Here is a 22,053-nt window from a genome sequence, read left to right on the forward strand (position 1 = left end):
GGCTTTACGCATACAACGAACGGGGAGGCTACAATTCCGGGAGTTTCTGCAATCGATCACCAATCGCGGCGCAGCGCCGCCTTGCAGAATTCAACTGCATCGATCACGAGCGAGTGTGCCAGGCTCTTGGAAATTCTGAGCTCGGCCGCGATCTCGACCAGCTTCATTTCCTCGAAACGGTGCATTTCAAATGCTCGGCGTGTCCGCTCCGGCAGTTGCGCCAGCGCGCGTCGGAGCGCGGCGAGTTCATCTTTCGCCTCGGCGCCGACGTGTTGCGAAGGCCGGTCGCTTGGCACGAGGGCTATTGCGGCTGCATCCCCCCGGGCGAAAATCTGTGTCTCCCGTTTTTTGCGCCGTTGCCTGTCCAGCGCGAGATTCTGGACGATCCGGAAGAGATAGCCATTGGGTTCTTCGAGCACGCGCGCACTGGTGATCGAACGAAATCGTAGCCAGGCCTCCTGCACCACATCTTCCGCCTCGACGGTGTCTCCCGTGATCCTGACGGCGTAACGAAGCAGTTCCGCTTGCGCCGCAAGGAAGACCTGAAGGGTATCCATCTTAGACACCCGGCGTTGCTCCTAAATCTGGCTGAGATATCGTCTAAGCCGAGTAGCACTTTCATTATTGCGAACCAATCGCAAATGTGCGGTGCCGCATCGCCACTCCTGGGTAAACGCTGCATCGGACCAAGTTCTATGAAGCGGTCAGGGAGTCGAGAGGCCGGTATGCAGTGCGTGTGAAATAGTCCGGGCCCAATTGCTGCATCACCGTGGTCCGTCGCCGATCGTTCGAACAGGTTTGCGCTCGCCCTGAAAGCGTGCCGTCAGTTCCATTGAGATGCTGACGGGACGAACCGCAGGAATTAGCTTCAGAAGCGCTTAGTGGGCATTGGGCCGATCGTGCGAGGGTTGGACGGTGTGTTGTAGGGATCCTATCCCAACACGCTGCCGACAATGCGTGGCGGCCTTGCATCGAACAGATTGGCGATGACCATGCATTTCGCTGTTGGCCAGTCCCGGGCTATTCGTCAGCCGTTCACGACCGAAACCGAAGAGTACCGATGCGGTGGTGTAGGAGCGCCTCGTTTTGACGAGTTCGCGCGCCAGGCACCGCCTCAGCTCACACCGACTCCCCGTCGATCTCGCCCGGATCGCGCGCGCGAACCCGTGGGCGCTGCATTTGTCGGAGAGGCTCCTTCGCGTCATCCCTGCTCTGTGCACATTCGTCGCACAGGCCCGGCACTTCGAACAGGGATCGCCGCGGGGAGAAGCCTGCTGCCTTGCAAGAGGTGTCCAGTGCCGAGGTAAGATCGGAGACAGAGAACATCTCGATGGCGCGGCAACAGAGGCAGACCAGAAAGCCCATTCTCTCGCCGCGGATCGGAACGTAGGCTGCCAGCACTTCGATCCGCCGGGCTTCACCAGCAGGTAGAGGCGGTGACTATCTGTGAGCTTGTAGGGCTTCTTTCGCGGCTTTGCTGTGCGGACTTTTGCATCGCTGAGCATGTTCATCTCCGGGACCACGTTTTTTCCGGCCTGGGTCCACGTTTTAGACCCTCCAGGACCACGTTTTGAGGCCAACGGGCGAGCGAAGGCCTCCGAACGGTCGCGAACCGATCGAGCCGCTAAGTCTCGGAATTCAGGGGGAAAACGTCAATCTCGGTGGACGTTTGCGAACCCCTGCGAGGGGATTCATGGCGGAGAGGGTGGGATTCGAACCCACGGTACCCGTAAGGGCACAACGGTTTTCGAGACCGTCCCGTTCGACCACTCCGGCACCTCTCCGCACGAGGAAGCGCATAGGGCGCGCGGGCGCCCCGGTCGCGTTCGGGAGGGCGGCGGTTAGCCGAGGTCCGCCGCCTTGCCAAGCCCCTTGTTCGACATGACTGGGGATGACGCGCGTGCTGCGCTTGTCTGGCGGATGCGACACCCTATATTTCCGGCTGTAATGGAACGTTCGCAGTTCTTCTCCGCCCAGGCGGGTCGCTTCATCGAGATGCCGCGTCATGCCACCGCGCGGTTCGGAATCGGTGACGTGGTGCGCCACCGCATGTTCGATTTCCGCGGGGTCATCTTCGATATCGACCCGGTCTTCTCCAACAGCGAGGAGTGGTACGAGGCCATCCCGCAGGACATGCGTCCGCGCCGGGACCAGCCGTTCTACCACCTGCTCGCGGAGAACGAGGATTCGTCCTACGTCGCGTACGTCAGCCAGCAGAACCTGCTGTCCGACGCCGACGGCGGGCCGGTCGATCACCCGAACGTGCCCGAACTGTTCGAGGAATTCCGCAATGGCCGCTATCGGATGCGCCGTTCGCTGACGCATTGAGCGCCGACGCCGGCTCAGTCCTTGAGCTTCCAGCCCGATTTCAGCACGCGGTAGCAGACGTACGCCAGCGCGAGGTTGAACAGGCCGAGGCCGATCGCGCTCTTCACCAGTGCCGCATCGGTATTGCCGATATCGCTCTGGCCCAGAAAGCCGTAGCGGAAGCCCGAGATCACGTAGAAGAACGGGTTGGCGCGGCTGATCGACTGGAACACCGGCGCGAGGTTGTGGATCACGTAGAAGGTGCCCGAAAGCAGCGCGAGCGGGGCGACGACGAAGTTGGTGATCGCCGCGTTGTGGTCGAACTTCTCGGCCCAGATCGAGGTCAGCAGGCCCATCAGCGAGAGCATCACCGCGCCCATCAGGCCGAACCAGACAACCGCCCAGACATGCTCCATGGCCAGACTGACGCCCGGATAGAACGCCATCGCCAGCGCAACTGCGGCGCCGACCATGACCGCACGCGTCACCGCGGCGCCGACGATTCCCGCCATCAGTTCGCCTTCGGAGAGCGGCGGCATCAGGACGTCGATGATCGTGCCCTGGATCTTGCCGCCCAGCAGCGTGAAACTCGAATTGGCAAAGGCATTCTGCATCATGCCCATGACGATCAGCCCGGGCGCGACGAAGGTAGCGAACGGCACGCCGAGCACTTCGCGCCCCGAGCGGCCCAGCGCGACCGTGAAGATCACCAGAAACAGCAGCGTGGTGACGGCCGGCGCCCACACAGTCTGCGTCTGCACCTTGAGAAATCGCCGAACCTCCTTCATATAGAGGCTCCACAAACCGATGCGGTTGATCCCGTCGAACACGGGCACGCCGCGCGGCGGAAACCGGCTCATGTCGCCGGCATTTTCGTCAACGGGGAACGAGCCTGTATCGAGGGGCGAACCGGCGGGTGTGCGGGCTTGATCGGCCATGGTGGCGCGACTAGTGCTCTGCGCCTTCGCTGGCAAGCCGCACCCCGATAGATTTTATTGCGAATGGAAACCGAATGAGCTGGACCGACGAACGGATCGCCACGCTGAAAAAGATGTGGGAAGGCGGCGCCACTGCGAGCCAGATCGCCGACGAACTCGGCGGCGTGAGCCGCAACGCGGTGATCGGCAAGGCGCACCGCCTCGGCCTCAAGTCGCGCCCGTCGCCGGTCAAGGCGAACGAGCCGAAGAAGGTGGAGAAGAAGGCGGCCGCCCCTGCTCCCGCACCGCGGAAACCCGCGCCGCGCCCGGCTGCGACCAAGGCGCCCGAGCCCGCCCCGGCCGCTGCTCCCGCACGCCCGCCGGCCAGCGCCGGAACGGGTGCGCCCGCGCAGCCGCTGCCGAACCCGAGCTCCAACCTGCCCAAAATCGTTTCTGTCGGCCCCGGCGGCTTCCTGCGCCAAGGCCCCGGAGATCAGCAGGCTCCGATCCCGCCGGCCCCGCCGCGCCGCCTCGTTCCGGCCAAGCCGAGCCCGGAGATAGCGGACAAGACCAGCCTGCTCGATCTCAACGACCGGGTCTGCCGCTGGCCGATGGGCCATCCGGGCGAGCCGGACTTCCACTTCTGCGGCGGGCCGGTGAACCCGGGCTTCCCCTATTGCGTCGAGCATTGCGGGCGCGCCTATCAAGCACAGCTTCCGCGCGGTGCCCGCAGACCCCCTCCCCCGCTACCGTTCGGTGGCCCGCGCGTCCGCTAGGACTGGTCGCCGCAGACCGGTAAGCGCCAGCACGGCGCAGGGAAGCCAGACCCAAACGAGTTCGGATAGCAGCGTCTCGACCCCGCGCGCGCTGAAGAACTCCGCGCCGATCGGGGAAACCCGGATCGGCCGCGCCGGGAGGAAATGGCGTCCGGTCTCGAACGGCCAGGCCAGCCCGACACCCAGGCCGCCGTCGGTCGCCATGTCCAGCACTCCGTGCGAGGCCATTGCGACAAACAGGAATAGCGCCGCTGGAAGTGTTCGCGCTCTTGGCCAGAACAGGGCCAGGAAAGCCGCTGTGAAGGCTGCAAGGGCGAGCGAGTGCGACGCTCCGCGATGCCCCCAGGCATCGGCGTAGGCGACTCCGAACTTGAATCCGATGACGTCCGCGTCGGGCACGGCAGCGAGAGCTGCACCGACGAGCGCGACCGGCAGTACAATCCTGCGGGGCCCCATCGCAGCGGCAAGCGCGAGGGGGACGGCGGCATGGGTGATAATCGTCGGCATCGCGATCTGGTAACCTCTTGGCGGAAGGCAGTCGACCGCAGCCGGCCCGATGCATGGCCGCGATGCTGGCCGCCGCGACATAGGCCGCATATAAGTCGCAGAATCGAACCGGGTTACCAGGGGAATTGCGATGCCGCTCTCGCTTCACGCCGCCTTTGTCCCAAGCGCGCTCCAGATGCTCGGCACCACGCATCATCTGATCGACCGTGCGGAGGAATGGTGCAGCGAGGAAGGCTGCGATCCTGAGCAGATCGTCTACGCGCACATCCACGACGACATGCTTCCCTTCGCCTATCAGGTGAAGAGCGTCGCGGTGCATACGGCGGGCGCGATAGAAGCTGTCGGGGCGGGCCTGTTCTCACCGCACCTGCAGGAACCTCCCTACGACTTCGCCGGGCTGCGCACGCGGCTGGACGATGCGATCGCGACGCTCGAAGGGGTCTCCGAAGCGGACCTGGAGACGAAGATAGGGGCGCCGATGCGTTTCCAGATGCGCGATTTCACGATGGACTTCACCGTGGAAGATTTCCTGCTCAGCTTCAGCCAGCCCAACTTCTACTTCCACGCCGCCACCGCTTACGACATCCTGCGGATGAAGGGCGTGAGCGTCGGCAAGCGGGACTTTATGGGGAAGCTGCGGATCAAGCGCGACTGACCCGTCACGCGCTCCGCCGGGCGAACCAGATCGTGTGGCGCGGGCCCTTGTTGTTCGGGCGGGCGCGGACGGTGCGCTCCTCCACCATGAAGCCGGCGTCCTTCAGCCGCCGCGTGAAGCGCGGGTCGGGCGCCGCCGACCACACCGCGAGCACACCGCTGGGATTGAGCGCATCGTGCGCCCGGGCCAGCCCACCGCGGCCGTAGAGCCGCTCGTTTCCGTCGCGCACGATGCCGTCCGGGCCGTTGTCGACATCGAGCAGGATCGCGTCATAGCGCTCGCTCGTGCCGTCGACCGCATCGTCGATCAGGGCGGCGACGTCGGCGATCACGACCTCGCCGCGCGGGTCGGACAGCGTGTCGCCCGTAAGCGCCGCCAAGGGCCCTTTCGCCCATTCGAGGATTTCGGGTACCACTTCGGCCACGACCACTCTGCCATCTTGCGGCAGGTGCGCGAGCGCGGCGCGAAAGGTGAAACCCATGCCGTAACCGCCGATCAGCACGCGCGGCCGCTTTGCCGTGAGCTGCTCGAGCGTCAGTTCGGCAAGTTGCTCTTCGGAAAAGCGCATCCGCGTGCCCATCAGCTCGTCGCGACCGAGCATGATCACGAAGTCGCGGCCGTGGCTGACCAGCGTCAGCGTATCGCCTCTAGGGATGCGGGCGGTGGCGAGGGTTTCGCGAGGAAGGATGGGCAATCTCCGATGCGGTGCGGCCGCCCACCACGGGTAGCGCCGCCCCCCTTAACCGCAGGCGGCGCTGCGAGAAAGCCCGCTTCGTTCAGCCCGTGACCTCCAGCACCATGTTGGTCGGCGTCTCGGCCGCGCGGCGCACCTTCGCAAACCCGGCTTCCTCGAGCACCTCCGTCAGGCGCTTCTGGCCGGCCTGCGCGCCCAGCCCCAACCCGACGTCCTGCGACAGCGAGTTCGGTGTGCAGACCGTGGTGGAGAAGGCGTAAAAGATCTGGCCCAGCGGGTTCATGTTCTCGGCCATCGTGTCGCCGGCCATCGGCTCGACCAGCATGAACGTACCGTCCTTCTTCAACGTCTCGCGAATGTGACGTGCGGCGCCCACCGGGTCCCCCATGTCGTGCAGGGCGTCGAAGATGCAGGCGAAATCGAAGTCGTTACCTGCGAAATCCTGCGCGGTGGCGACCTGGAATTCGATGTTGGTCACCCCTGCAGCCTCCGCCTTGCGCCGCGCCTCCTCGATCGAGGGTGCGTGGTAGTCGATCCCGCAGATGGTGGAGTTGGGGAAGGCCTGCGCCATCAGCACGGTGGAGGAGCCGTGACCGCAACCGATGTCGGCCACCCTGGCGCCCGCTTTCAGCTTCTCCTCCACCCCCGCAAGCGAAGGTATCCAGATATCGATCAGATTCGCCTGATAGCCGGGTCGGAAGAACCGGTCGGTGCCGCAGAACAGGCATTGGGTGTGCTCGCCCCACGGCTTGCCCTTGCCCGACCGGAAGATTTCGACCGACTGCTCGTACTCCTCGTACTGCGATACGATCGCCTGGATGAAGCCCTGCATGCAGGCGGGCTGACCCTCGCGCGCGAACACGAGCGCCTGCTCGGGCGGCAGCGAGAAGGTCTCGTCGTCGGGATGGAAGGTGACGTAGCCCGCTGCACTCACCGAGCCGAGCCATTCATGCAGGTACTTCTCGTTGAGCCCGGTCTTGCGCGCCAGTTCGGCGACCGTCACGCGACCTGCCCCGTCGAGGGCGTCGAAGATGCCGGTCCTGTCGCCGAGGTAGGCCATAAAGAGACTCATGGCGCCGGCGACGTCGCCGATCACCTTGCCGGCCATCGCCTCGACCTTGGCCATGTCGATTTGCTCGCTCATTTCTCGCTCTCCATTTACTGGACAAGCGACCCGGCGACCCGGCTGGTATGTCTCTTCTTGGCGGCGGGCGGCAGCGCCGCCACTGCGCGAACCCGCATTATCACAGTGCCCGATGGCGGGGGAGTCTGACGCCCCCGCCCCAACGAAAAGGGGCCACGGAATACCGCAGCCCCATGTCGTTGATCCCGGTGAGCGATCAGTCCTTCAGGAAGTCGGGGACATGGCTCTCGCCGCCACCTTCGTTCCGGTCGCCGCGATCGCGACGTGGACCGCGATCGCCCCCGCCGCGCGGGCCACGGCCACCGCCGCGACGATCGCCGCCACCGCCGCCCCGCGGGCCACGGTCACCGCGAGGTTCGCGCGGCGGACGGGTATCCTCCAGCTCCTCGCCGGTTTCCTGGTCGACCACGCGCATCGACAGGCGGACCTTGCCGCGGTTGTCGATCTCGAGGACCTTGACCTTCACTTCCTGGCCTTCCGACACGACGTCGGTCGGCTTCTCGACGCGCTCGTTCTTCATTTCGCTGACGTGGACGAGACCGTCCTTGCCGCCCATGAAGTTCACGAATGCGCCGAAGTCGACGATGTTGACGACCTTGCCGTCGTAGATCTTGCCGACTTCCGCTTCCTCGACGATCCCGGCGATCCACTTCTTGGCCGCCTCGATCTGCGAGAGATCGCTGGACGAGATCTTGATCACGCCCTCGTCGTCGATGTCCACCTTGGCGCCGGTTTCGGCGACGATCTCGCGGATCACCTTGCCGCCCGTGCCGATGACGTCGCGGATCTTCGACTTGTCGATCTGCATGGTCTCGATGCGCGGGGCGTGCTTGGACACGTCCGTACGTGCCGAGCCGAGTGCCTTGGTCATCTCGCCCAGGATGTGCGCGCGGCCTTCCTTGGCCTGCGCCAGGGCCTGGGTCATGATCTCCTGCGTGATGCCGGCGACCTTGATGTCCATCTGCAGCGAGGTGATGCCCGCTTCGGTGCCGGCGACCTTGAAGTCCATGTCGCCGAGGTGATCCTCGTCGCCGAGGATGTCGCTGAGCACGGTGAACTCCTCGCCTTCGAGGATCAGGCCCATCGCGATGCCGGAGACCGGGCGCTCGATCGGAACGCCGGCGTCCATCATCGAGAGGCACCCGCCGCAGACCGTCGCCATCGAGCTCGAGCCGTTGGACTCGGTGATGTCGCTGAGGATGCGGATCGTGTAGGGGAAGTCCTCATGCTTGGGCAGGACCGGGTGCAGCGCGCGCCAGGCGAGCTTGCCGTGGCCGGTCTCACGGCGGCTGGTGAAGCCGAAGCGGCCCACTTCGCCGACCGAGTAGGGCGGGAAGTTGTAGTGCAGCATGAAGTGGTTGTACGACAGGCCCTCGAGCCCGTCGATCATCTGCTCCGCGTCCTTGGTGCCGAGCGTGGTGGTGCAGATCGCCTGGGTCTCGCCGCGGGTGAACAGCGCCGAACCGTGCGTGCGCGGCAGCAGGCCGACCATCGCTTCGATCGGACGGACCTGATCGACCTTGCGGCCGTCGATGCGGGTGCCTTCCTTGAGGATCGCACCGCGCACGATTTCCGCCTCGAGCTTCTTGGTCAGCTTGATCGCGGTCATCAGCTGCTGGCCGTTGAACTCGTCGGACGAGTAGTGCGCCTTCACCTTCTCGCGCGCGGCATCGATCGTGTCGCGGCGGTCGGCCTTGCTGGTCATCTTGTAGGCCTTGGCGATATCGTCGCCGATCATCGCCTTGATCGCGGCCTTCATCTCCGAATGATCGTCGGAAGCGGGAAGCTCCCACGGCTCCTTCGCGGCCTGTTCGGCCAGGTCGATGATTGCGCCGATGACCTTCTTCGATTCCTCGTGCGCGAACATCACCGCGCCGAGCATCTCTTCCTCGGTCAGTTCCTTGGCTTCGGATTCGACCATCATCACCGCGTTCTGGGTCGCGGCGACGACGAGGTCGAGGCGGCCGTCTTCCAGCGCCTTGTCCTGGCTCGGGTTGAGCACGTATTCGCCGTCGACGAAGCCGACGCGCGCGGCGCCGATCGGGCCCATGAAGGGCACGCCGGAAATGGTCAGCGCGGCGCTGGCCGCGATCATCGCAAGGATGTCGGGCTCGGTCTCGCCGTCATAGGAGAGGACCTGCGCGATAACGTTGATCTCGTTGTAGAACCCTTCCGGGAAGAGCGGCCGCACCGGGCGGTCGATCAGACGGGAGGTGAGCGTTTCCTTCTCGGTCGCGCGGCCCTCGCGCTTGAAGAAGCCGCCCGGGATGCGCCCGGCGGCGGAGAACTTTTCCTGGTAGTGGACGGTGAGCGGGAAGAAATCCTGCCCTTCCTTGACCGACTTGGCGGCGGTGACGGCGCACAGCACCACGGTCTCGCCATAGGTCGCCAGCACGGCGCCATCGGCCTGACGGGCAATACGCCCGGTTTCCAGAGTGAGGGTCTTTCCGCCCCACTCCAGCGATACGGTTTTCGTGTCGAACATTGATTTTCCTTCGTGAACCCGCCGTGCCCTATTGCAGGGCGGGGCCTCTATGCCGGGGGATACCGTCCCGGCCCGGTGCGGGGCCTTTTCCTGCCCCAAGGCCCCTCCGCCGGAGTGCGAAGGACGACCCTGTCTGGTTGGTCACATCGGCGGTTTTGGCGCGATGCTTCCAGATGCGAAAAGGGCGGCTCACCGAGCCGCCCTTGCTAAACTCTTACTTACGCAGACCCAGCTTCTGGATCAGGCTGTTGTACCGCTCGACATCCGTCTTCTTGAGGTAGGCGAGCAGGCTGCGGCGCTTGTTGACCATGGTCAACAGGCCGCGGCGCGAGTGATTGTCCTTGTGGTGGCCCTTGAAGTGCTCGGTCAGGTTGCGAATACGCTCCGTGAGGATCGCGACCTGGACTTCCGGGCTGCCCGTGTCGTTGTTGGCGCGGGCATTGTCCTTGATGATTTCCTGCTTCTTCTCGGCAGTAACCGACATTCTCTTCACTCCGCGGTATCGGGGATGTTGAAACCCCTGACGACTTTCGCCGTCCCCGCCGTCACTTCCATCAGCGCCACCGGAACAGTGCCGGCTTTCGCAAGGAGGAGCCCGTCGGGATGGGGCATTCCGGAAAGGACCCGGCCCTGTCGGACCGCCTGCGCGCTTTCCGGATCGAGTTGATGGGCCGGGATACCGTCCAGCCCAGCCTCGAGCGGCAGAAGATGGTCTTCAAGGCGCGCGCCCTTACCGATTTCGTTGAGCGTGTCCAGCGAAATCGCCTGATCCTGCACGAAGGGACCGGCCTTGATGCGCCTGAGATAGGTGACGTGACCAACCGCTCCAAGTGCGCGCGCGATGTCCCTTGCCAGGCTCCGGATGTACGTACCCTTGCTGACGTGGGCGACGAGCGTGATGCTGTCGGCCAGTTCGAGCGGCACTGTGGGGTCGAACGGACCGAGCCGGCCGGCATCCGTCGCAAATGCCGACTCGAGCCTCTCGCCCTTCTCCTCTCGCTCGCGAAAAACGTGAAGGTCGTGCACCGTCACCCGCCGCGCCTGCATCGCGACGTCCTCCCCCGCCCGCGCACGATCATAGGCGCGCCTGCCATCGATTTTCACCGCCGAATAGGACGGCGGGATCTGTTCGATCTCGCCAGTGAAGTGCGGCAGAATTGCCTCGACCGCAGCGATCGGCGGCCGATGATCGGACCGTGCGATCACCTCGCCTTCGGTATCGAGGGTGTCGGTCTCCTCGCCGAACTGCACTGTGAACTCATAGACCTTGCTCGCGTCGAGCATGCGCCCGGCGAGCTTGGTCGCCTCGCCCAGCGCGATCGGCAGCACGCCCTCCGCCAGCGGATCGAGCGTGCCGCCATGCCCGACCTTGGTCTTGGCATAGCCGCCCTCGCGCAAGTTGCGCTTGACCGCGCCGACCGCCTGGGTCGAGCCGAGGCCGCGCGGCTTGTCGAGGATGAGCCAGCCGTGAAGTTGCGTCATTCGGGAAATGCGAGCCTCCGTCCGTGGTCGCGGATTGCCGGCGGCCATTCGTAGCTGAAGTGGTCGTAGCCGACCTTGTTTCCGGCATATATCTCGCGCACCGCGTCCACGAAGTGCGGCAGGTTCCCCGCCATCGTGTTGAGGAAGCGATAGGCCGTATCGTGATTGTCCTTGGGCGCGCGTCCCTTGCGCAGCGCATCCTCGACCAGCTTGCGCAGGGTCGCGGAGGCGCCGCCGCGTTGCCTGGCCAGCCATTCCCAATGGCGCGGCAGCAGCGTGACTTCCTTCGCCTCGACACCGAGCGCCGGGCGCCCCCGCGGGCGCGGCGCGGGCTGCGCCTCGGCCCGCAGGTCGAGATCGATCTGGCGCCCGGTCTCATCGTCGAATGCGAGCAGGTCCGAGCTGCGCTCGAGCGGCTGCAGCGCGCGCATCGTCGGCACGACCTCCTCAGCCGGCCCGCGCGCGACGATCTCGTCCTTGAGAAACACAGTCAGCGTCATCTTCAGCCTCCGTTCGGAGGGCATATATATTCACCCGGGTGAAATCGTCAATTTTATCCGGGTGAATTTAACCGCCGGCGACCCACAGCGCGAGTGCGAGATACTTCTCGCGCAACCATTCGACAGGCGGCCAGACGACATTCTCGATGATTCCGCTGCCCGGGAAAGCCCAGGTGATCGCGATCAGCGCGATCAGCAGGAACATCCCGACTTGCTGCAGCCGCGCATATTGCGCCGCCATCGACCGCGGCAGCAGCCCCTCCACGATATGCGAGCCGTCGAACGGCGGGATCGGCAGGAGATTGAACAGCGCGAGGAAGATGTTGATGACGATGAAGTAGTTGAGCCCCGTCAGCACCCATTCCACCCCGCCGCTGGGCGGCAGCGTCAGCGTGGTCGCGACGAGCCCGAGCGCGACCGCGCCCACACCCGCGAGGAGAAGATTGCTCCCCGGCCCGGCGGCCGCGACCGCCATCATCCCATAGCGCGGATTGTCGAGCCGGTTCTTGCGCACGGGCACGGGCTTGGCCCAGCCGAACACCGGCCCGCCGAACAGCGCGAGCGCGCCCGGCACGATCAGCGTGCCGATCGGATCGATATGGCGGATCGGATTGAGCGACAGCCGCCGCTGCTCCTTCGCCGTCGGATCGCCGAGCGCGAGGGCGGTCCATCCATGTGCGACTTCGTGGAACACGATCGCGATCACCAGGCAGGGGATCAGGATCGCGGCTAGAATGAGGGTTTCCGTCATGGCGGGTAGATAGTCGCTCCCGAGCCGGAAAACATCCTGCTCATTTCGGATAAAAGAGTATCGTCAGCGGGCAGAGCCGAGCGCCGCCGAGAAATGCCGGCGGCACAGCGCGACATAGCGGTCATTGCCGCCGATCTCCGTCTGAGCGCCATGCCTGACCGCCGCGCCGCTCGCATCCACCCGCAAGTTCATCGTCGCCTTGCGGCCGCAATGGCACACGGCCTTGAGCTCGATCAGCGCGTCGGCGATCCCGAGCAGGACCGCGGATCCGGGGAACAACTCGCCCTGAAAGTCGGTTCGCAGGCCATAGCACAGCACGGGGATATTGGCCTCGTCCGCCAGCCGGGCGCATTGCCAGACCTGCGCCCGAGTCAGGAATTGCGCCTCGTCGACCAGCACGCAGCCCAGCGGTTCCGCCTTGTGCGCCGCGGTCACCCGCTGCCACAGGTCGGTCTCCGCATCGTAGCGCTGCGCATCGGCACCGAGGCCGATGCGGCTCTCGATCGCCTGATGCTCGCCCCGGTCGTCGAGCGCGGCGGTCCACAGCATCGTGTGCATGCCGCGCTCGCGGTAGTTGAAATCGGCCTGCAGCAATGTGGTCGATTTCCCCGCATTCATGCTGGCGTAGTAGAAATAGAGCTTGGCCATCTGCGCTGGCTAGGCATCCGGCACGCGCCTGCCAATCGCGACGCCGCGATTGCTCACAGTTCCAGCAGCCAGCTCTCGCTCAGTTCCGGCTTGCCGAAATCGTCATGGGTGTGCGTCTCGACGATCCGGTAGCCTTCCGCTGCGTAGATCCGCCGGGCGCTTTCGAGCACGGCGTGAGTCCAGAGCACGATCCGGCGGTACCCAGCCTCGCGCGCGAACGCCGTGCACTGCTTCACCAGCGCTTGCCCGACGCCCATCCCGCGCGCCTCGGGTTCGACATAGAGCAGGCGGAGGCGCGCAATCTCCGCGTCGTCCTCGACGAGAAAGACCGAGCCGAGCATTCGTCCGTCGCGATCAGCGATCCAGCACTGCTCACGCTCCGGCTTGAAATCGCGCAGGAATGCGGCGGTGATCTCCCCGATCAGCGCCTCCATGCCGCGCCCCCAGCCATAGCCTTCGTGATAGAGGATCGACTGCCGCGCGGTGATCAGACCCATATCGCCGGGGCGGAACGTGCGAAGCGACCATTCGCCGGGTGCCGCGCCGAACAGCAGCGCGCTTGCCTCACCCAGCAGCGTGCCGAGGCGCCGCGCGCCGTCCTCGCCGAGCGGCGCGATCATGCGCGCCGTCTGCTCGGCCGTCGTCCGGTCGAGTTCCGCGTATGCCGATCGCCCCTCGGGCGTCAGCGAAAGCGGCCGCTCCCGCGCGTCCTTCCCGCGCCCGCGCTCCACGAACCCACGCCGGAGCAGGCGCGCGACCAGGCGGCTGAGGTAGCCTGGGTCGAGCCGCAGCGCCGCAGCGATATCGCGCGCCAGAGCAGGCTCCCGCTGGACGATTTCATACAGAACCCGCGCTTCCACGACCGACAGGTCACTGCCCATGTAGCGGGGCTCGAGCAGACCCATCAGTTGCGAGAAGTCGCGGTTGAACGCCCGCACGCGCGGCACGATCGGATCGATCGAATGGGAGCTCCCGAGTTCCATGCCTCCTCGTCACAGGATTTAGTTGCCTATGTCAAGTATTGGTTCCCGCAGAGACGGGGAGCGAAACGTGGAAGGCTGGTGATCGGTCCTTCGGAGCGGGCAGCGGGAACTTTGCCCACCCGTCCGCGCGGCGAGTCAGGTGTCGCCCAGGTCCCGTGCGACTTTGGGATCGTTCAGCAATCGCTCGATCCGCTCGGCTTCGTCGAAGCTCTCGTCGGGCTTGAACTGCAGCCTGGGCGCGAACTTGAGGCCGAGACGCTTGGCGACTTCGCGCTGGAAGAACGCGGTATTGGTGCGCAGCGCCTTGAGCACCACATCCTCATCCTCGCCCAGCAGCGGCTTCACGTAGGCATTGGCGTTGCGCAGGTCCGGCGTCATCCGCACTTCGGTGACGCTGACCGAATGCGCGGTCAGCACCTCGTCGTGCACCTCGCCGCGCGCGAGCAGTTCCGACAGGATATGCCGCACCCGCTCCCCCACCTTGAGGACACGGACCGACTGCTGTTCGGGGGTGGATTGATTGCGGGCCATCAGAGCATAATCACAAGCGGAAATACCAAAATGCATGCGACCGCCGGCAGGCAGCCATAGGTGACGCCGCTATCCACAGAGCGCCAGTTGCGCGACCACCACGAACGCTTGCGAGCCGGACGCTCGGAAACCTTCCTCTTTCGCGTCCGGCTCTTCGGCATCTCACCTCCTCGCCGAAAGTCACTTTCGGCGAAATCCTACAGCGTCCGTTCGCGTTCCTCGACCTCGAACACTTCGAGATGATCGCCCGGCTTGATGTCGTTCGTGTCGCTAAGCACCACGCCGCACTCGAGGCCGGCGCGGACTTCGTCCACGTCGTCCTTGAAGCGCCGCAGCGAGGCGATGGTCGTCGCGCTGACGATGACGTCCTCGCGCGTGAGACGCGCATGGAGACCCTTGCGGATGACGCCTTCGACCACGAGGAGGCCGGCGGCCTTGTCCTTCTTGCCCGCCGGGAACACCTGCTTGACCTCGGCACGGCCGACGACATGCTCGATCCGTTCGGGGCCGAGCTCGCCCGCCATCTCCTTCGCGATCTCCTCGGTCAGGTGATAGATGACGTCGTAGTACATCATCCGCACCTTCTCGCGCTCGACCAGCTGGCGCGCCTTGGCATTCGGGCGCACGTTGAAGCCGAGGATCGGTGCCTTCGAGGCGGCGGCGAGCTGCACGTCGCTTTCGGTGATCGCGCCCACGCCCGCATGAAGCACGCGGACCTTGATGAGATCGTTCGAGAGGTTGTGCAGTGCCGAATTGATCGCCTCCACACTGCCCTGCACGTCCGCCTTCACCACCACCGGGAATTCGACGACGTTCGACTGAAGATTGCTGAACATCGTGTCGAAGTTGGTCGGGGCGAGCGCGGTGCGCTTCTCGGTCGCCTTCTCCTGGCGGTACTGCGCAACCTCGCGGGCGCGCTGCTCGTTCTCGACCACGGTGAGCTGGTCGCCCGCCATCGGCACGCCGCCGAGGCCGAGGACCTCGACCGGCATCGAGGGGCCGGCTTCCTTGATCTGCTTGCCCTGATCGTCGATCAGCGCGCGCACGCGGCCGCTCTCGGTGCCGACCACGAAAGTGTCGCCGCGCCGGAGCGTACCGCGCGTGACGAGTACGGTCGCGACCGGGCCGCGGCCCTTGTCGAGCTGCGCCTCGATCACGGTCGCATCGGCCGCACGGTCGGGGTTCGCCTTGAGTTCGAGCAGTTCCGCCTGGAGCGCGATCTTCTCGAGCAGATCGTCGAGGCCGATCTTCTTGAGCGCGGAAATCTCCACGTCCTGCACGTCGCCCGACATCTCTTCGACGACAACCTCGTGCTCGAGCAGGCGCTCGCGGATCCGCTGCGGATTCGCGTCTTCCTTGTCGACCTTGTTGATCGCGACGATCATCGGCACGCCCGCCGCCTTGGTGTGATTGATGGCCTCGATCGTCTGCGGCATGATCCCGTCGTCGGCCGCAACCACCAGCACGACGATGTCGGTCACATTGGCGCCGCGCGCGCGCATTTCGGTGAACGCGGCGTGGCCCGGCGTGTCGAGGAACGTGATCCTGTCGCCGCTCTTGGTCTTCACCTGATAGCTGCCGATGTGCTGGGTGATGCCGCCGGCTTCGCCCTTCACGACATTGGTGCCGCGCAGCGCGTCGAGCAGCGAGGTCTTGCCGTGGTCGACGTGGCCCATGATCGTGACCACCGCCGGGCGCGACTGGAGTGCCTCGTCCGGATCGACGTCCACGGTCGTGTCGATGTCGACGTCGCTCTCGCTGACACGCTTGATGTTGTGGCCGAACTCCTCGACCAGCAGCTCCGCGGTGTCCTGGTCGATCGTCTGGTTGACGGTGACCATCATGCCCATGTTGAACAGCGCCTTCACCAAGTCGGCGCCCTTCTCGGCCATGCGGTTGGCGAGTTCCTGCACGGTGATCGCCTCGGGCACGACGACGTCGCGCACCTGCTTCTCGCGTGGCCTCGAGGGTCCGCCCTGCGTCCGGCGCTCCTTCTCCCGCGCGCGCTTGAGCGCGGCGAGCGAACGCGCACGGCGCCCTTCGTCCTCGTTCAGCGCCTTGGTGACGGTCAGCTTGCCCGAGCGGCGCTTGTCGACGCGCTCCGTGGCAGCGCTGCCACCGCCGCGCTTGTCGTCCTTCTTCTTCTTTTCCGGCTTCTTCGGCTCGGGGCGCGCGACCGGAGTGAAGCGGCGCGGCGCGGGAGCCTTGGCTTCCGGAGAGGATGACGGCTGAGTCTCGGCCGAAGCCGGCACGTCTTCCGCTTCGGCGGAGGCCGGAGCAGGCTCGGGGGCAGGCGCTGCGGCTTCCTCGGCCGCGCGCTTCTCCGCTTCCTCGGCCGCCTTGCGATTCTCCTCGGCGCGGCGCTTCTCGTCCTCGGCCGCCTGACGCGCGGCCGCATCGTCGCGGCGGCGTGCCTCTTCGGCGAGGCGCAGGCGCTCTTCCTCGGCCTCGCGCTGAAGGCGCGCGACGCGTTCCTGCGGGGTCTCACCCGGAGGCGCCTTTTTCGGCGCAGCCTTCTTCGCGGCCGGCTCCGGCGCCGGGGGCGGCGGAGGGGGTGGCGGCGGAGGAGGCGGAGGCGGCGCCGCTTCGCCCGGCTTGACGAGCTTGCGGCGGCGCTTCACCTCGACCGCCACCTTGTTGGTGCGGCCGTGGCTGAAGGTCTGCTTGACCTCGCCCGCATCCACCGACCTTTTCAGGCCGAGCGGTTTGCGGGGGCGCTGGTTGTCACTATCGCTCATAAAACTCGTCAATCCTTCAAATCAATCAGCTTGTCCCCGGCCGAGACCGGGGATCGCGGTGAACCGGCAGCCGGTTCACCGTCATCGTCAACGGTCGCAAGACCCCTGAAATGCAACAGGCGCGCGAGGATCGCTCGGATCCGCTCGGCCGCAGCATCACCGGCCAGCGCCAAGTGGACGACGTTGTCGCGGCCCAATGCCACAGACAGCGCCGCTCGGTCCAGTGGCAAGCGGATGCCTCTCTCGCCGGTCCCTTCCGCCTCGCGCCCGACGCGCCAGGCCTGGTCGAGCTTCCTGGTCCCGTCTTCGCTGGCGTCCGCGGCATGGAGCAGCAGAGCCACGCGGCCGCTGCGCGCGTGCTCGGCAATCCGGTCGGACCCCAAGATAAGCTTTCCGGCGCGCATTTCGAGTCCCAGCCGGTCGAGCAGCACGCGGACCAGCGCATCGTCGACTTTCTGCGGCAGGTCCTCGGGCACCGTCAGCGGCGCGCCCTTGAACGCACGCGCCAGCGCTCCGCTCAGCCGGCCTTTCGCCACCGCTCCTTCGAGCGCGGCGCGCGTGACGCCGATCCAGGCACCGCGGCCGGGCGCCTTGGCGAGCGGATCGGGCAACACCAGGCCATCGGACGAGATCGCGAGGCGGATCAACGCATCGCGCGCGCCATGCTCCCCTGAGAGGATGCATCGCCGTTCCGGCGCGGATTTCCCCGCGCCGGCGGCGTCAGCGATGTCGGACGTCAGGCGCTCATTGTTCGGAGTCCGCATCGGCGGCCTCCTCGGTGGCGGGTTCCTCGGCAGCCGGCGCGGGAGCCGGCTCCTCATCTTCAAACCAATGCGCGCGGGCGGCCATGATGATCTCGTTGCCCTGCTCTTCGCTCAGGCCGTATTCGCCGAGCACGCCGCCCTTGTCCTGCTCGCGCACCGGGGGGCGCCGGGTCGGCGGACCGTCGGTATTGTTGCGGCGGCGCGGGGCTTCGCGCTTCTTGGCGATCAGCTCGTCCGTGGCGAGGTCGGCCAGATCGTCGAGCGTCTTGATGCCGGCCTTGCCCAGCGTGACGAGCATCTGCTCGGTCAGGTGCGGGATCTCGGCCAGAGCATCCTCGACGCCGAGCTCGCGGCGCTCGGTGCGCGCCGTTTCCTCGTGCCGCTCGATCGCTTCGAGCGCACGGCTCTGCAGCTCTTCGGCGAGTTCGTCGTCGAAGCCTTCGATCGAGGCGAGCTCGTCGAGCTCCACATAGGCGACTTCGTCGAGTTCGGCGAAGCCTTCGGCCACGAGAAGCTGGCTCAGCGTCTCGTCGACGTCGAGCTCTTCCTCGAACATCTTGGAGCGTTCGGCGAATTCCTTCTGCCGCTTCTCGCTCGCCTCTTCCTCGGTCATGATGTCGATCTGGTGACCGGTGAGCTGGCTGGCGAGACGCACGTTCTGGCCGCGGCGGCCGATCGCGAGGCTGAGCTGGTCGTCGGGCACGACGACTTCGATCCGCCCTTCGTCCTCGTCGAGCACGACGCGGCTGACGGTGGCCGGCTGGAGCGCGTTGACGACGAAGGTCGCGGTGTCCTCGCTCCAGGGGATGATGTCGATCTTTTCGCCCTGCAGCTCCTGCACGACCGCCTGGACGCGGCTGCCCTTCATGCCGACGCACGCGCCGACCGGATCGATCGAACTGTCGCGGCTGATCACCCCGATCTTGGCACGGCTGCCCGGGTCACGGGCGGCGGCCTTGATCTCGATGATGCCGTCGTAGATCTCGGGCACTTCCTGCGCGAAGAGCTTCTTCATGAATTCGGGATGCGCGCGGCTGAGGAAAATCTGCTGCCCGCGGTTGTTGCGCTCGACCTTGGTGATCAGCGCACGCACGCGCTCGCCGACACGCGCGGCCTCGCGCGGGATCTGCTGATCGCGGCGGATCACGCCCTCGGCCCGGCCGAGGTTGACGATCACGTGGCCGAATTCGACCGACTTGATCACGCCGGTGATGACTTCGCCGGCGCGGTCCTTGAATTCCTCGTACTGGCGCTCGCGCTCGGCATCGCGGACCTTCTGGAAGATGACCTGCTTGGCGCTCTGCGCGTCGATACGGCCGAGGTCGACCGGCGGCAGCGGATCGACGATGAAGTCGCCCAGCTTGGCCTCGGCGTCGAGCTTCTTGGCTGCTTCGAGGTCAACCTGCTTGAAGTAGTCCTCGACTTCCTCGACCACTTCCACAACGCGCCACAGGCGCAGGTCGCCGGTCTGCGGGTCGAGCTTGGCGCGAATGTCGTTCTCGGCGCCGTAGCGGTTGCGCGCGCTCTTCTGGATCGCTTCTTCCATCGCCTCGATGACGATCGCCTTGTCGATCATCTTCTCCGAGGCGACCGCGTTCGCGATCGCGAGCAGCTCGGCCTTGTTGGCGGAAATTGCACTGGCCATCAGTCGTCAGCCTTCTCTTCTGTGACTTCGTCGATTTCCTCGGCACCGGTGGTGTCGAGCGGTCTGGTTGCGGCGATAAGCTCGTCGGTCAGGACGAGCTTCGCCGAATGAATTGCGTCGAGCGGCACCGCGATGGCGCCCCCCTTGCGGTCCTCGATCAGCACTTTGCCGTCCTGAAGACCGCCCAGGGCGCCACGCAGGTTGCGCAGCCCGTCGATCTTCTCCGCGAGCGCGATCTTCGCCTCGTGCCCCGCCCAGTTCTCGAAATCCTTCGGCCGGACGAGCGGCCGGTCGATCCCGGGGGAGCTGACTTCCAGGTGATAGGCGCCTTCGACCAGCACCGTGCCCTGTTCCTCGAGCTCGTCGATCCGGTCGGAGATGCGGCGCGAGAGCGCGGCGCACTGGTCGAGCACGAGCTGCCCGGTCGCCGGGTCCTCCGCCATCACCTGCAGCGCCTGCCCGCCGTCGCCGGCTTCGGAGGCGATCATCTTCACGCGCACGAGATCGAAGCCGAGCGCGTTCGCTTCGGGCTCGATAATCTCGGTCAGGCGCGTCAGATCGGCCATTCGGTCTCCATGTTTACACGACGGATGCGACAAGCAGGTTGCTCAATGGCCCTTTGGCCGGCCCCTTGCGGCGCCAGCCCCTCCAGTGTCGCGACAATGTCGGGATTGATGGGCAGATAGACTCGGCCCGCCCCATTTGCAACTGCATTCGACTCATCGCTTCGGCCGGGCGCCGCTTCCATTTGACACCGCACCGCCAAGGTGACAGCTTCGCACGATGACAAGGGCGTACTTTCGACATCACGGGGGACAGCTTCTCGCGGGCATCTAGCCCCGGGTTCGGTGCGCGCACGCCCCGGTCCCGGGGCGAGCAGTCCGCCTTCTGACGCGCCGGCGCGCGTCTTTTTCGCACCTTCCTCGAAAGATTCGATCCATGAACGTCCAGCAGGCCGCAGAACGGCCTCCCATCACCCTCGTCGAAAGCGAAGCCGATGCGCTCGCCGATCTCGCCTTCGGCATCCGCACCCGCCATCCCAACGTCAGCCGCATGCTGCTGGAGGAGATCGACCGGGCCGAGACCCTGCCCGCCGAAGAGGTGCCCGGCGACGTGGTGACCATGGGCTCGACGGTCGAGTTCGTCGTCGAGAAGACGGGCGAACGGCGAACGGTCAAGCTCGTCTACCCGAAGGATGCGGATATCGCCGAGGGGCGGCTTTCGATCCTCACCCCCGTCGGCGCCGGGCTGATCGGCCTGCGCGTGGGGCAGTCGATAAGCTGGCCCGACCGCAGCGGGGAGGAACGGCTGCTGACGATCGGGAACGTCGCCCGGCCGGGCTAGTCCTCGTCGTTCCGCTCGGCCAGGCCGTGCTTGCGGATACAGTGCCGGAGTTGGTCGTAAGTGAGGCCGAGCGCCTTCGCGGTCTGCCGCTGGTTCCAGCGGTGCTTGCCGAGAGCATGCTCGACGATGCGGCGCTCGTGCGCATCGACTTCGGCGCGCAGGTCCTCGATCCCATCGAGATCGGCTCCTCCCGGCTGCGCGGGCGCTGCCGGGGCGGACGCGCCGGTCTGCGCCTTGCGCGTGGCGGGCGAGAACGGCTTCCACGGCGAATCGAACGGGTCGAACTGAACGTGCCCGATCGGCTCGCGCCAGCTGTCCCAGCGATAGACCGCCCGCTCGACCACATTGCGCAGTTCGCGGACATTGCCTGGCCAGGAATGCTCCTCCAGCTGGCGCGCGACATGCTCGGCGAAACCGGGCCAGCCTTCCCAGTGCAACTCCGCCGCCATGCGCCGGCCGAAGTATTCGGCGAGCACCTCGACATCGCCCTCGCGCACGCGCAGCGGCGGCAGGGTGATCACCTCGAAGCTCAGCCGGTCGAGCAGGTCGGCGCGGAACTCGCCGCGCTCCGCGAGCTCGGGCAGGTTCTCGTTGGTCGCGGCGACGATCCGCACGTCGACCCGGATCGGACGGCTCGATCCGATTCGCGTGACCTCGCCATATTCGACCGCGCGCAGCAGCCGCTCCTGTGCCGCCATCGACAGCGTGCCCAGTTCGTCGAGAAATAGCGTCCCTTTGTCGGCTTCCTCGAACCTTCCCGCGCGGACTCTGGTAGCGCCGGTGAAGGCTCCGGCCTCGTGGCCGAACAGCTCCGCCTCGATCAGCGTTTCGGGCAGCGCGGCGCAGTTCATCGTCACGAGCGGCTCGTCCCAGCGGGTCGAGAGGCGGTGGAGGCGTTCGGCGATCAATTCCTTGCCGGTCCCCCGCTCGCCGATCACCAGCACCGGCCTGCGCATCGGAGCCGCGCGGCTGGCGCGCTCGACCGCGTCGAGAAACGCGCTCGATTGACCGATGAACTGGTTATCGCGATCCATGGCCAATCTATAGTGAAATTCGCCGATTGTTGGCAACATAAACCAACACCCGGCTTGCGACATACCGGTAAGCAGTTGAAATTCCACCACTCTGCGAGTTTGGCACACCTCTTGCGAAATGGTTTCCGTAACCGAGTTCCGGGAGGAC

At 65.9% G+C, this 22,053-nt stretch carries 22 protein-coding genes and 1 tRNA gene; 4 read left to right on the forward strand and 19 right to left on the reverse strand.

The genetic code is table 11. The features are described from left to right. Positions 1-56: 56 nt before the first annotated feature. Both D2V04_RS13865 and D2V04_RS13875 read right to left on the reverse strand, forming a co-directional pair. Positions 57-557, reverse strand: coding sequence for a sigma-70 family RNA polymerase sigma factor (locus D2V04_RS13865; protein WP_228766460.1), 501 nt, complete (start codon positions 555-557; stop codon positions 57-59). A 1,137-nt stretch (positions 558-1,694) separates the two neighbouring features. After that, positions 1,695-1,784 (reverse strand) — tRNA-Ser (locus D2V04_RS13875). Between the two features lie 163 nt (positions 1,785-1,947). Here D2V04_RS13875 and hspQ point away from each other — a divergent pair. Beyond that, positions 1,948-2,328, forward strand: coding sequence for a heat shock protein HspQ (hspQ, locus tag D2V04_RS13880; RefSeq protein ID WP_119514327.1), 381 nt, complete (start codon positions 1,948-1,950; stop codon positions 2,326-2,328). A gap of 14 nt (positions 2,329-2,342) precedes the next feature. Here the strand turns inward: hspQ and D2V04_RS13885 are convergent, their stop codons facing one another. Next, on the reverse strand, positions 2,343-3,245 hold the full coding sequence (locus D2V04_RS13885) for an ABC transporter permease (protein WP_119514328.1): 903 nt from the start codon (positions 3,243-3,245) through the stop codon (positions 2,343-2,345). 74 nt (positions 3,246-3,319) lie between these two features. Between D2V04_RS13885 and D2V04_RS13890 the strand changes: the two genes are divergently transcribed. Continuing rightward, positions 3,320-4,000 (forward strand): GcrA family cell cycle regulator, encoded by a 681-nt coding sequence (locus D2V04_RS13890; RefSeq protein WP_119514329.1) that lies wholly within the window; start codon positions 3,320-3,322, stop codon positions 3,998-4,000. On the opposite strand, the gene D2V04_RS13895 is transcribed toward D2V04_RS13890, so the two are convergent. Further along, on the reverse strand, positions 3,971-4,507 hold the full coding sequence (locus tag D2V04_RS13895) for a metal-dependent hydrolase (protein ID WP_119514330.1): 537 nt from the start codon (positions 4,505-4,507) through the stop codon (positions 3,971-3,973). The genes D2V04_RS13890 and D2V04_RS13895 overlap by 30 nt on opposite strands. Positions 4,508-4,637: 130 nt before the next feature. On the opposite strand from D2V04_RS13895, the gene D2V04_RS13900 reads away from it, so the two are divergent. Next, entirely contained in the window at positions 4,638-5,162 is a 525-nt protein-coding gene (locus D2V04_RS13900) for a DUF1993 domain-containing protein (RefSeq protein WP_119514331.1), read from the forward strand. Between the two features lie 4 nt (positions 5,163-5,166). Here D2V04_RS13900 and D2V04_RS13905 read toward each other — a convergent pair whose 3' ends face one another. The 14 genes from D2V04_RS13905 to rimP all read right to left on the reverse strand — a co-directional run bounded on the left by D2V04_RS13905 (position 5,167) and on the right by rimP (position 20,093). Then, positions 5,167-5,850 carry a spermidine synthase family protein gene (locus D2V04_RS13905; RefSeq protein WP_119514877.1) on the reverse strand — a complete coding sequence of 228 codons (684 nt, stop codon included), beginning with the start codon at positions 5,848-5,850 and terminating at the stop codon, positions 5,167-5,169. Between the two features lie 88 nt (positions 5,851-5,938). Next, entirely contained in the window at positions 5,939-7,000 is a 1,062-nt protein-coding gene (locus D2V04_RS13910; protein ID WP_119514332.1) for a class I SAM-dependent methyltransferase, read from the reverse strand. 196 nt (positions 7,001-7,196) lie between these two features. Further along, the gene (gene pnp, locus D2V04_RS13915; protein WP_119514333.1) at positions 7,197-9,485 is read right to left on the reverse strand and encodes a polyribonucleotide nucleotidyltransferase; all 2,289 of its coding nucleotides are present in this window, start codon (positions 9,483-9,485) and stop codon (positions 7,197-7,199) included. 214 nt (positions 9,486-9,699) lie between these two features. Further along, positions 9,700-9,969, reverse strand: a complete 270-nt coding sequence (rpsO, locus tag D2V04_RS13920; RefSeq protein ID WP_119514334.1) for a 30S ribosomal protein S15 — start codon at positions 9,967-9,969, stop codon at positions 9,700-9,702. Between the two features lie 5 nt (positions 9,970-9,974). Further along, positions 9,975-10,967 (reverse strand): tRNA pseudouridine(55) synthase TruB, encoded by a 993-nt coding sequence (gene truB / locus D2V04_RS13925; RefSeq protein WP_119514335.1) that lies wholly within the window; start codon positions 10,965-10,967, stop codon positions 9,975-9,977. After that, on the reverse strand, positions 10,964-11,467 hold the full coding sequence (locus D2V04_RS13930; protein WP_119514878.1) for a DUF2239 family protein: 504 nt from the start codon (positions 11,465-11,467) through the stop codon (positions 10,964-10,966). Before D2V04_RS13930 ends, truB begins: the two co-directional genes overlap by 4 nt. A 67-nt stretch (positions 11,468-11,534) precedes the next feature. Next, positions 11,535-12,218, reverse strand: coding sequence for a site-2 protease family protein (locus D2V04_RS13935; protein WP_119514336.1), 684 nt, complete (start codon positions 12,216-12,218; stop codon positions 11,535-11,537). 63 nt (positions 12,219-12,281) lie between these two features. Further along, on the reverse strand, positions 12,282-12,866 hold the full coding sequence (locus tag D2V04_RS13940) for a thymidine kinase (protein ID WP_119514337.1): 585 nt from the start codon (positions 12,864-12,866) through the stop codon (positions 12,282-12,284). 53 nt (positions 12,867-12,919) lie between these two features. After that, positions 12,920-13,849: a bifunctional helix-turn-helix transcriptional regulator/GNAT family N-acetyltransferase gene (locus D2V04_RS13945; protein ID WP_119514338.1), complete on the reverse strand. Its 930-nt coding sequence runs from the start codon at positions 13,847-13,849 to the stop codon at positions 12,920-12,922. 135 nt (positions 13,850-13,984) lie between these two features. Beyond that, entirely contained in the window at positions 13,985-14,380 is a 396-nt protein-coding gene (gene rbfA, locus D2V04_RS13950) for a 30S ribosome-binding factor RbfA (RefSeq protein WP_119514339.1), read from the reverse strand. A 197-nt stretch (positions 14,381-14,577) separates the two neighbouring features. Next, positions 14,578-17,118 (reverse strand): translation initiation factor IF-2, encoded by a 2,541-nt coding sequence (gene infB, locus D2V04_RS13955; RefSeq protein WP_119514340.1) that lies wholly within the window; start codon positions 17,116-17,118, stop codon positions 14,578-14,580. 8 nt (positions 17,119-17,126) lie between these two features. Beyond that, positions 17,127-17,882 (reverse strand): DUF448 domain-containing protein, encoded by a 756-nt coding sequence (locus D2V04_RS13960; protein ID WP_119514341.1) that lies wholly within the window; start codon positions 17,880-17,882, stop codon positions 17,127-17,129. Then, positions 17,863-19,527, reverse strand: a complete 1,665-nt coding sequence (gene nusA, locus D2V04_RS13965) for a transcription termination factor NusA (protein WP_119514342.1) — start codon at positions 19,525-19,527, stop codon at positions 17,863-17,865. The genes D2V04_RS13960 and nusA overlap by 20 nt, the downstream gene beginning before the upstream one ends. After that, complete coding sequence (gene rimP / locus D2V04_RS13970; RefSeq protein WP_119514343.1) at positions 19,527-20,093, reverse strand: ribosome maturation protein RimP; 567 nt, start codon at positions 20,091-20,093, stop codon at positions 19,527-19,529. The genes nusA and rimP overlap by 1 nt, the downstream gene beginning before the upstream one ends. 373 nt (positions 20,094-20,466) lie before the next feature. On the opposite strand from rimP, the gene rnk reads away from it, so the two are divergent. Further along, a complete protein-coding gene (gene rnk / locus D2V04_RS13975; protein ID WP_119514344.1) occupies positions 20,467-20,871 on the forward strand; it encodes a nucleoside diphosphate kinase regulator in 405 nt (134 codons plus the stop codon). Here the strand turns inward: rnk and pspF are convergent. Next, a complete protein-coding gene (gene pspF / locus D2V04_RS13980) occupies positions 20,868-21,905 on the reverse strand; it encodes a phage shock protein operon transcriptional activator (protein WP_119514345.1) in 1,038 nt (345 codons plus the stop codon). The genes rnk and pspF overlap by 4 nt on opposite strands. Between the last annotated feature and the right edge of the window lie 148 nt (positions 21,906-22,053).

The organism is Pelagerythrobacter aerophilus, assembly GCF_003581645.1.
Taxonomy (GTDB): Bacteria; Pseudomonadota; Alphaproteobacteria; order Sphingomonadales; family Sphingomonadaceae; genus Pelagerythrobacter; species Pelagerythrobacter aerophilus.

Excerpts from the sequence above, each read along its gene's own strand:
- D2V04_RS13940 (WP_119514337.1), bottom strand. The coding sequence starts at position 12,866 with ATGGCCAAGCTCTATTTCTACTACGCCAGCATGAATGCGGGGAAATCG.
- hspQ (WP_119514327.1), top strand. The coding sequence starts at position 1,948 with ATGGAACGTTCGCAGTTCTTCTCCGCCCAGGCGGGTCGCTTCATCGAG.
- D2V04_RS13900 (WP_119514331.1), top strand. The coding sequence starts at position 4,638 with ATGCCGCTCTCGCTTCACGCCGCCTTTGTCCCAAGCGCGCTCCAGATG.
- rimP (WP_119514343.1), bottom strand. The coding sequence starts at position 20,093 with ATGGCCGATCTGACGCGCCTGACCGAGATTATCGAGCCCGAAGCGAAC.
- pnp (WP_119514333.1), bottom strand. The coding sequence starts at position 9,485 with ATGTTCGACACGAAAACCGTATCGCTGGAGTGGGGCGGAAAGACCCTC.
- D2V04_RS13895 (WP_119514330.1), bottom strand. The coding sequence starts at position 4,507 with ATGCCGACGATTATCACCCATGCCGCCGTCCCCCTCGCGCTTGCCGCT.
- infB (WP_119514340.1), bottom strand. The coding sequence starts at position 17,118 with ATGAGCGATAGTGACAACCAGCGCCCCCGCAAACCGCTCGGCCTGAAA.
- rbfA (WP_119514339.1), bottom strand. The coding sequence starts at position 14,380 with ATGGCCCGCAATCAATCCACCCCCGAACAGCAGTCGGTCCGTGTCCTC.
- D2V04_RS13945 (WP_119514338.1), bottom strand. The coding sequence starts at position 13,849 with ATGGAACTCGGGAGCTCCCATTCGATCGATCCGATCGTGCCGCGCGTG.
- D2V04_RS13885 (WP_119514328.1), bottom strand. The coding sequence starts at position 3,245 with ATGGCCGATCAAGCCCGCACACCCGCCGGTTCGCCCCTCGATACAGGC.
- D2V04_RS13910 (WP_119514332.1), bottom strand. The coding sequence starts at position 7,000 with ATGAGCGAGCAAATCGACATGGCCAAGGTCGAGGCGATGGCCGGCAAG.
- rnk (WP_119514344.1), top strand. The coding sequence starts at position 20,467 with ATGAACGTCCAGCAGGCCGCAGAACGGCCTCCCATCACCCTCGTCGAA.
- pspF (WP_119514345.1), bottom strand. The coding sequence starts at position 21,905 with ATGGATCGCGATAACCAGTTCATCGGTCAATCGAGCGCGTTTCTCGAC.
- D2V04_RS13930 (WP_119514878.1), bottom strand. The coding sequence starts at position 11,467 with ATGACGCTGACTGTGTTTCTCAAGGACGAGATCGTCGCGCGCGGGCCG.
- rpsO (WP_119514334.1), bottom strand. The coding sequence starts at position 9,969 with ATGTCGGTTACTGCCGAGAAGAAGCAGGAAATCATCAAGGACAATGCC.
- truB (WP_119514335.1), bottom strand. The coding sequence starts at position 10,967 with ATGACGCAACTTCACGGCTGGCTCATCCTCGACAAGCCGCGCGGCCTC.
- nusA (WP_119514342.1), bottom strand. The coding sequence starts at position 19,527 with ATGGCCAGTGCAATTTCCGCCAACAAGGCCGAGCTGCTCGCGATCGCG.
- D2V04_RS13935 (WP_119514336.1), bottom strand. The coding sequence starts at position 12,218 with ATGACGGAAACCCTCATTCTAGCCGCGATCCTGATCCCCTGCCTGGTG.
- D2V04_RS13865 (WP_228766460.1), bottom strand. The coding sequence starts at position 557 with ATGGATACCCTTCAGGTCTTCCTTGCGGCGCAAGCGGAACTGCTTCGT.
- D2V04_RS13960 (WP_119514341.1), bottom strand. The coding sequence starts at position 17,882 with ATGCGGACTCCGAACAATGAGCGCCTGACGTCCGACATCGCTGACGCC.
- D2V04_RS13890 (WP_119514329.1), top strand. The coding sequence starts at position 3,320 with ATGAGCTGGACCGACGAACGGATCGCCACGCTGAAAAAGATGTGGGAA.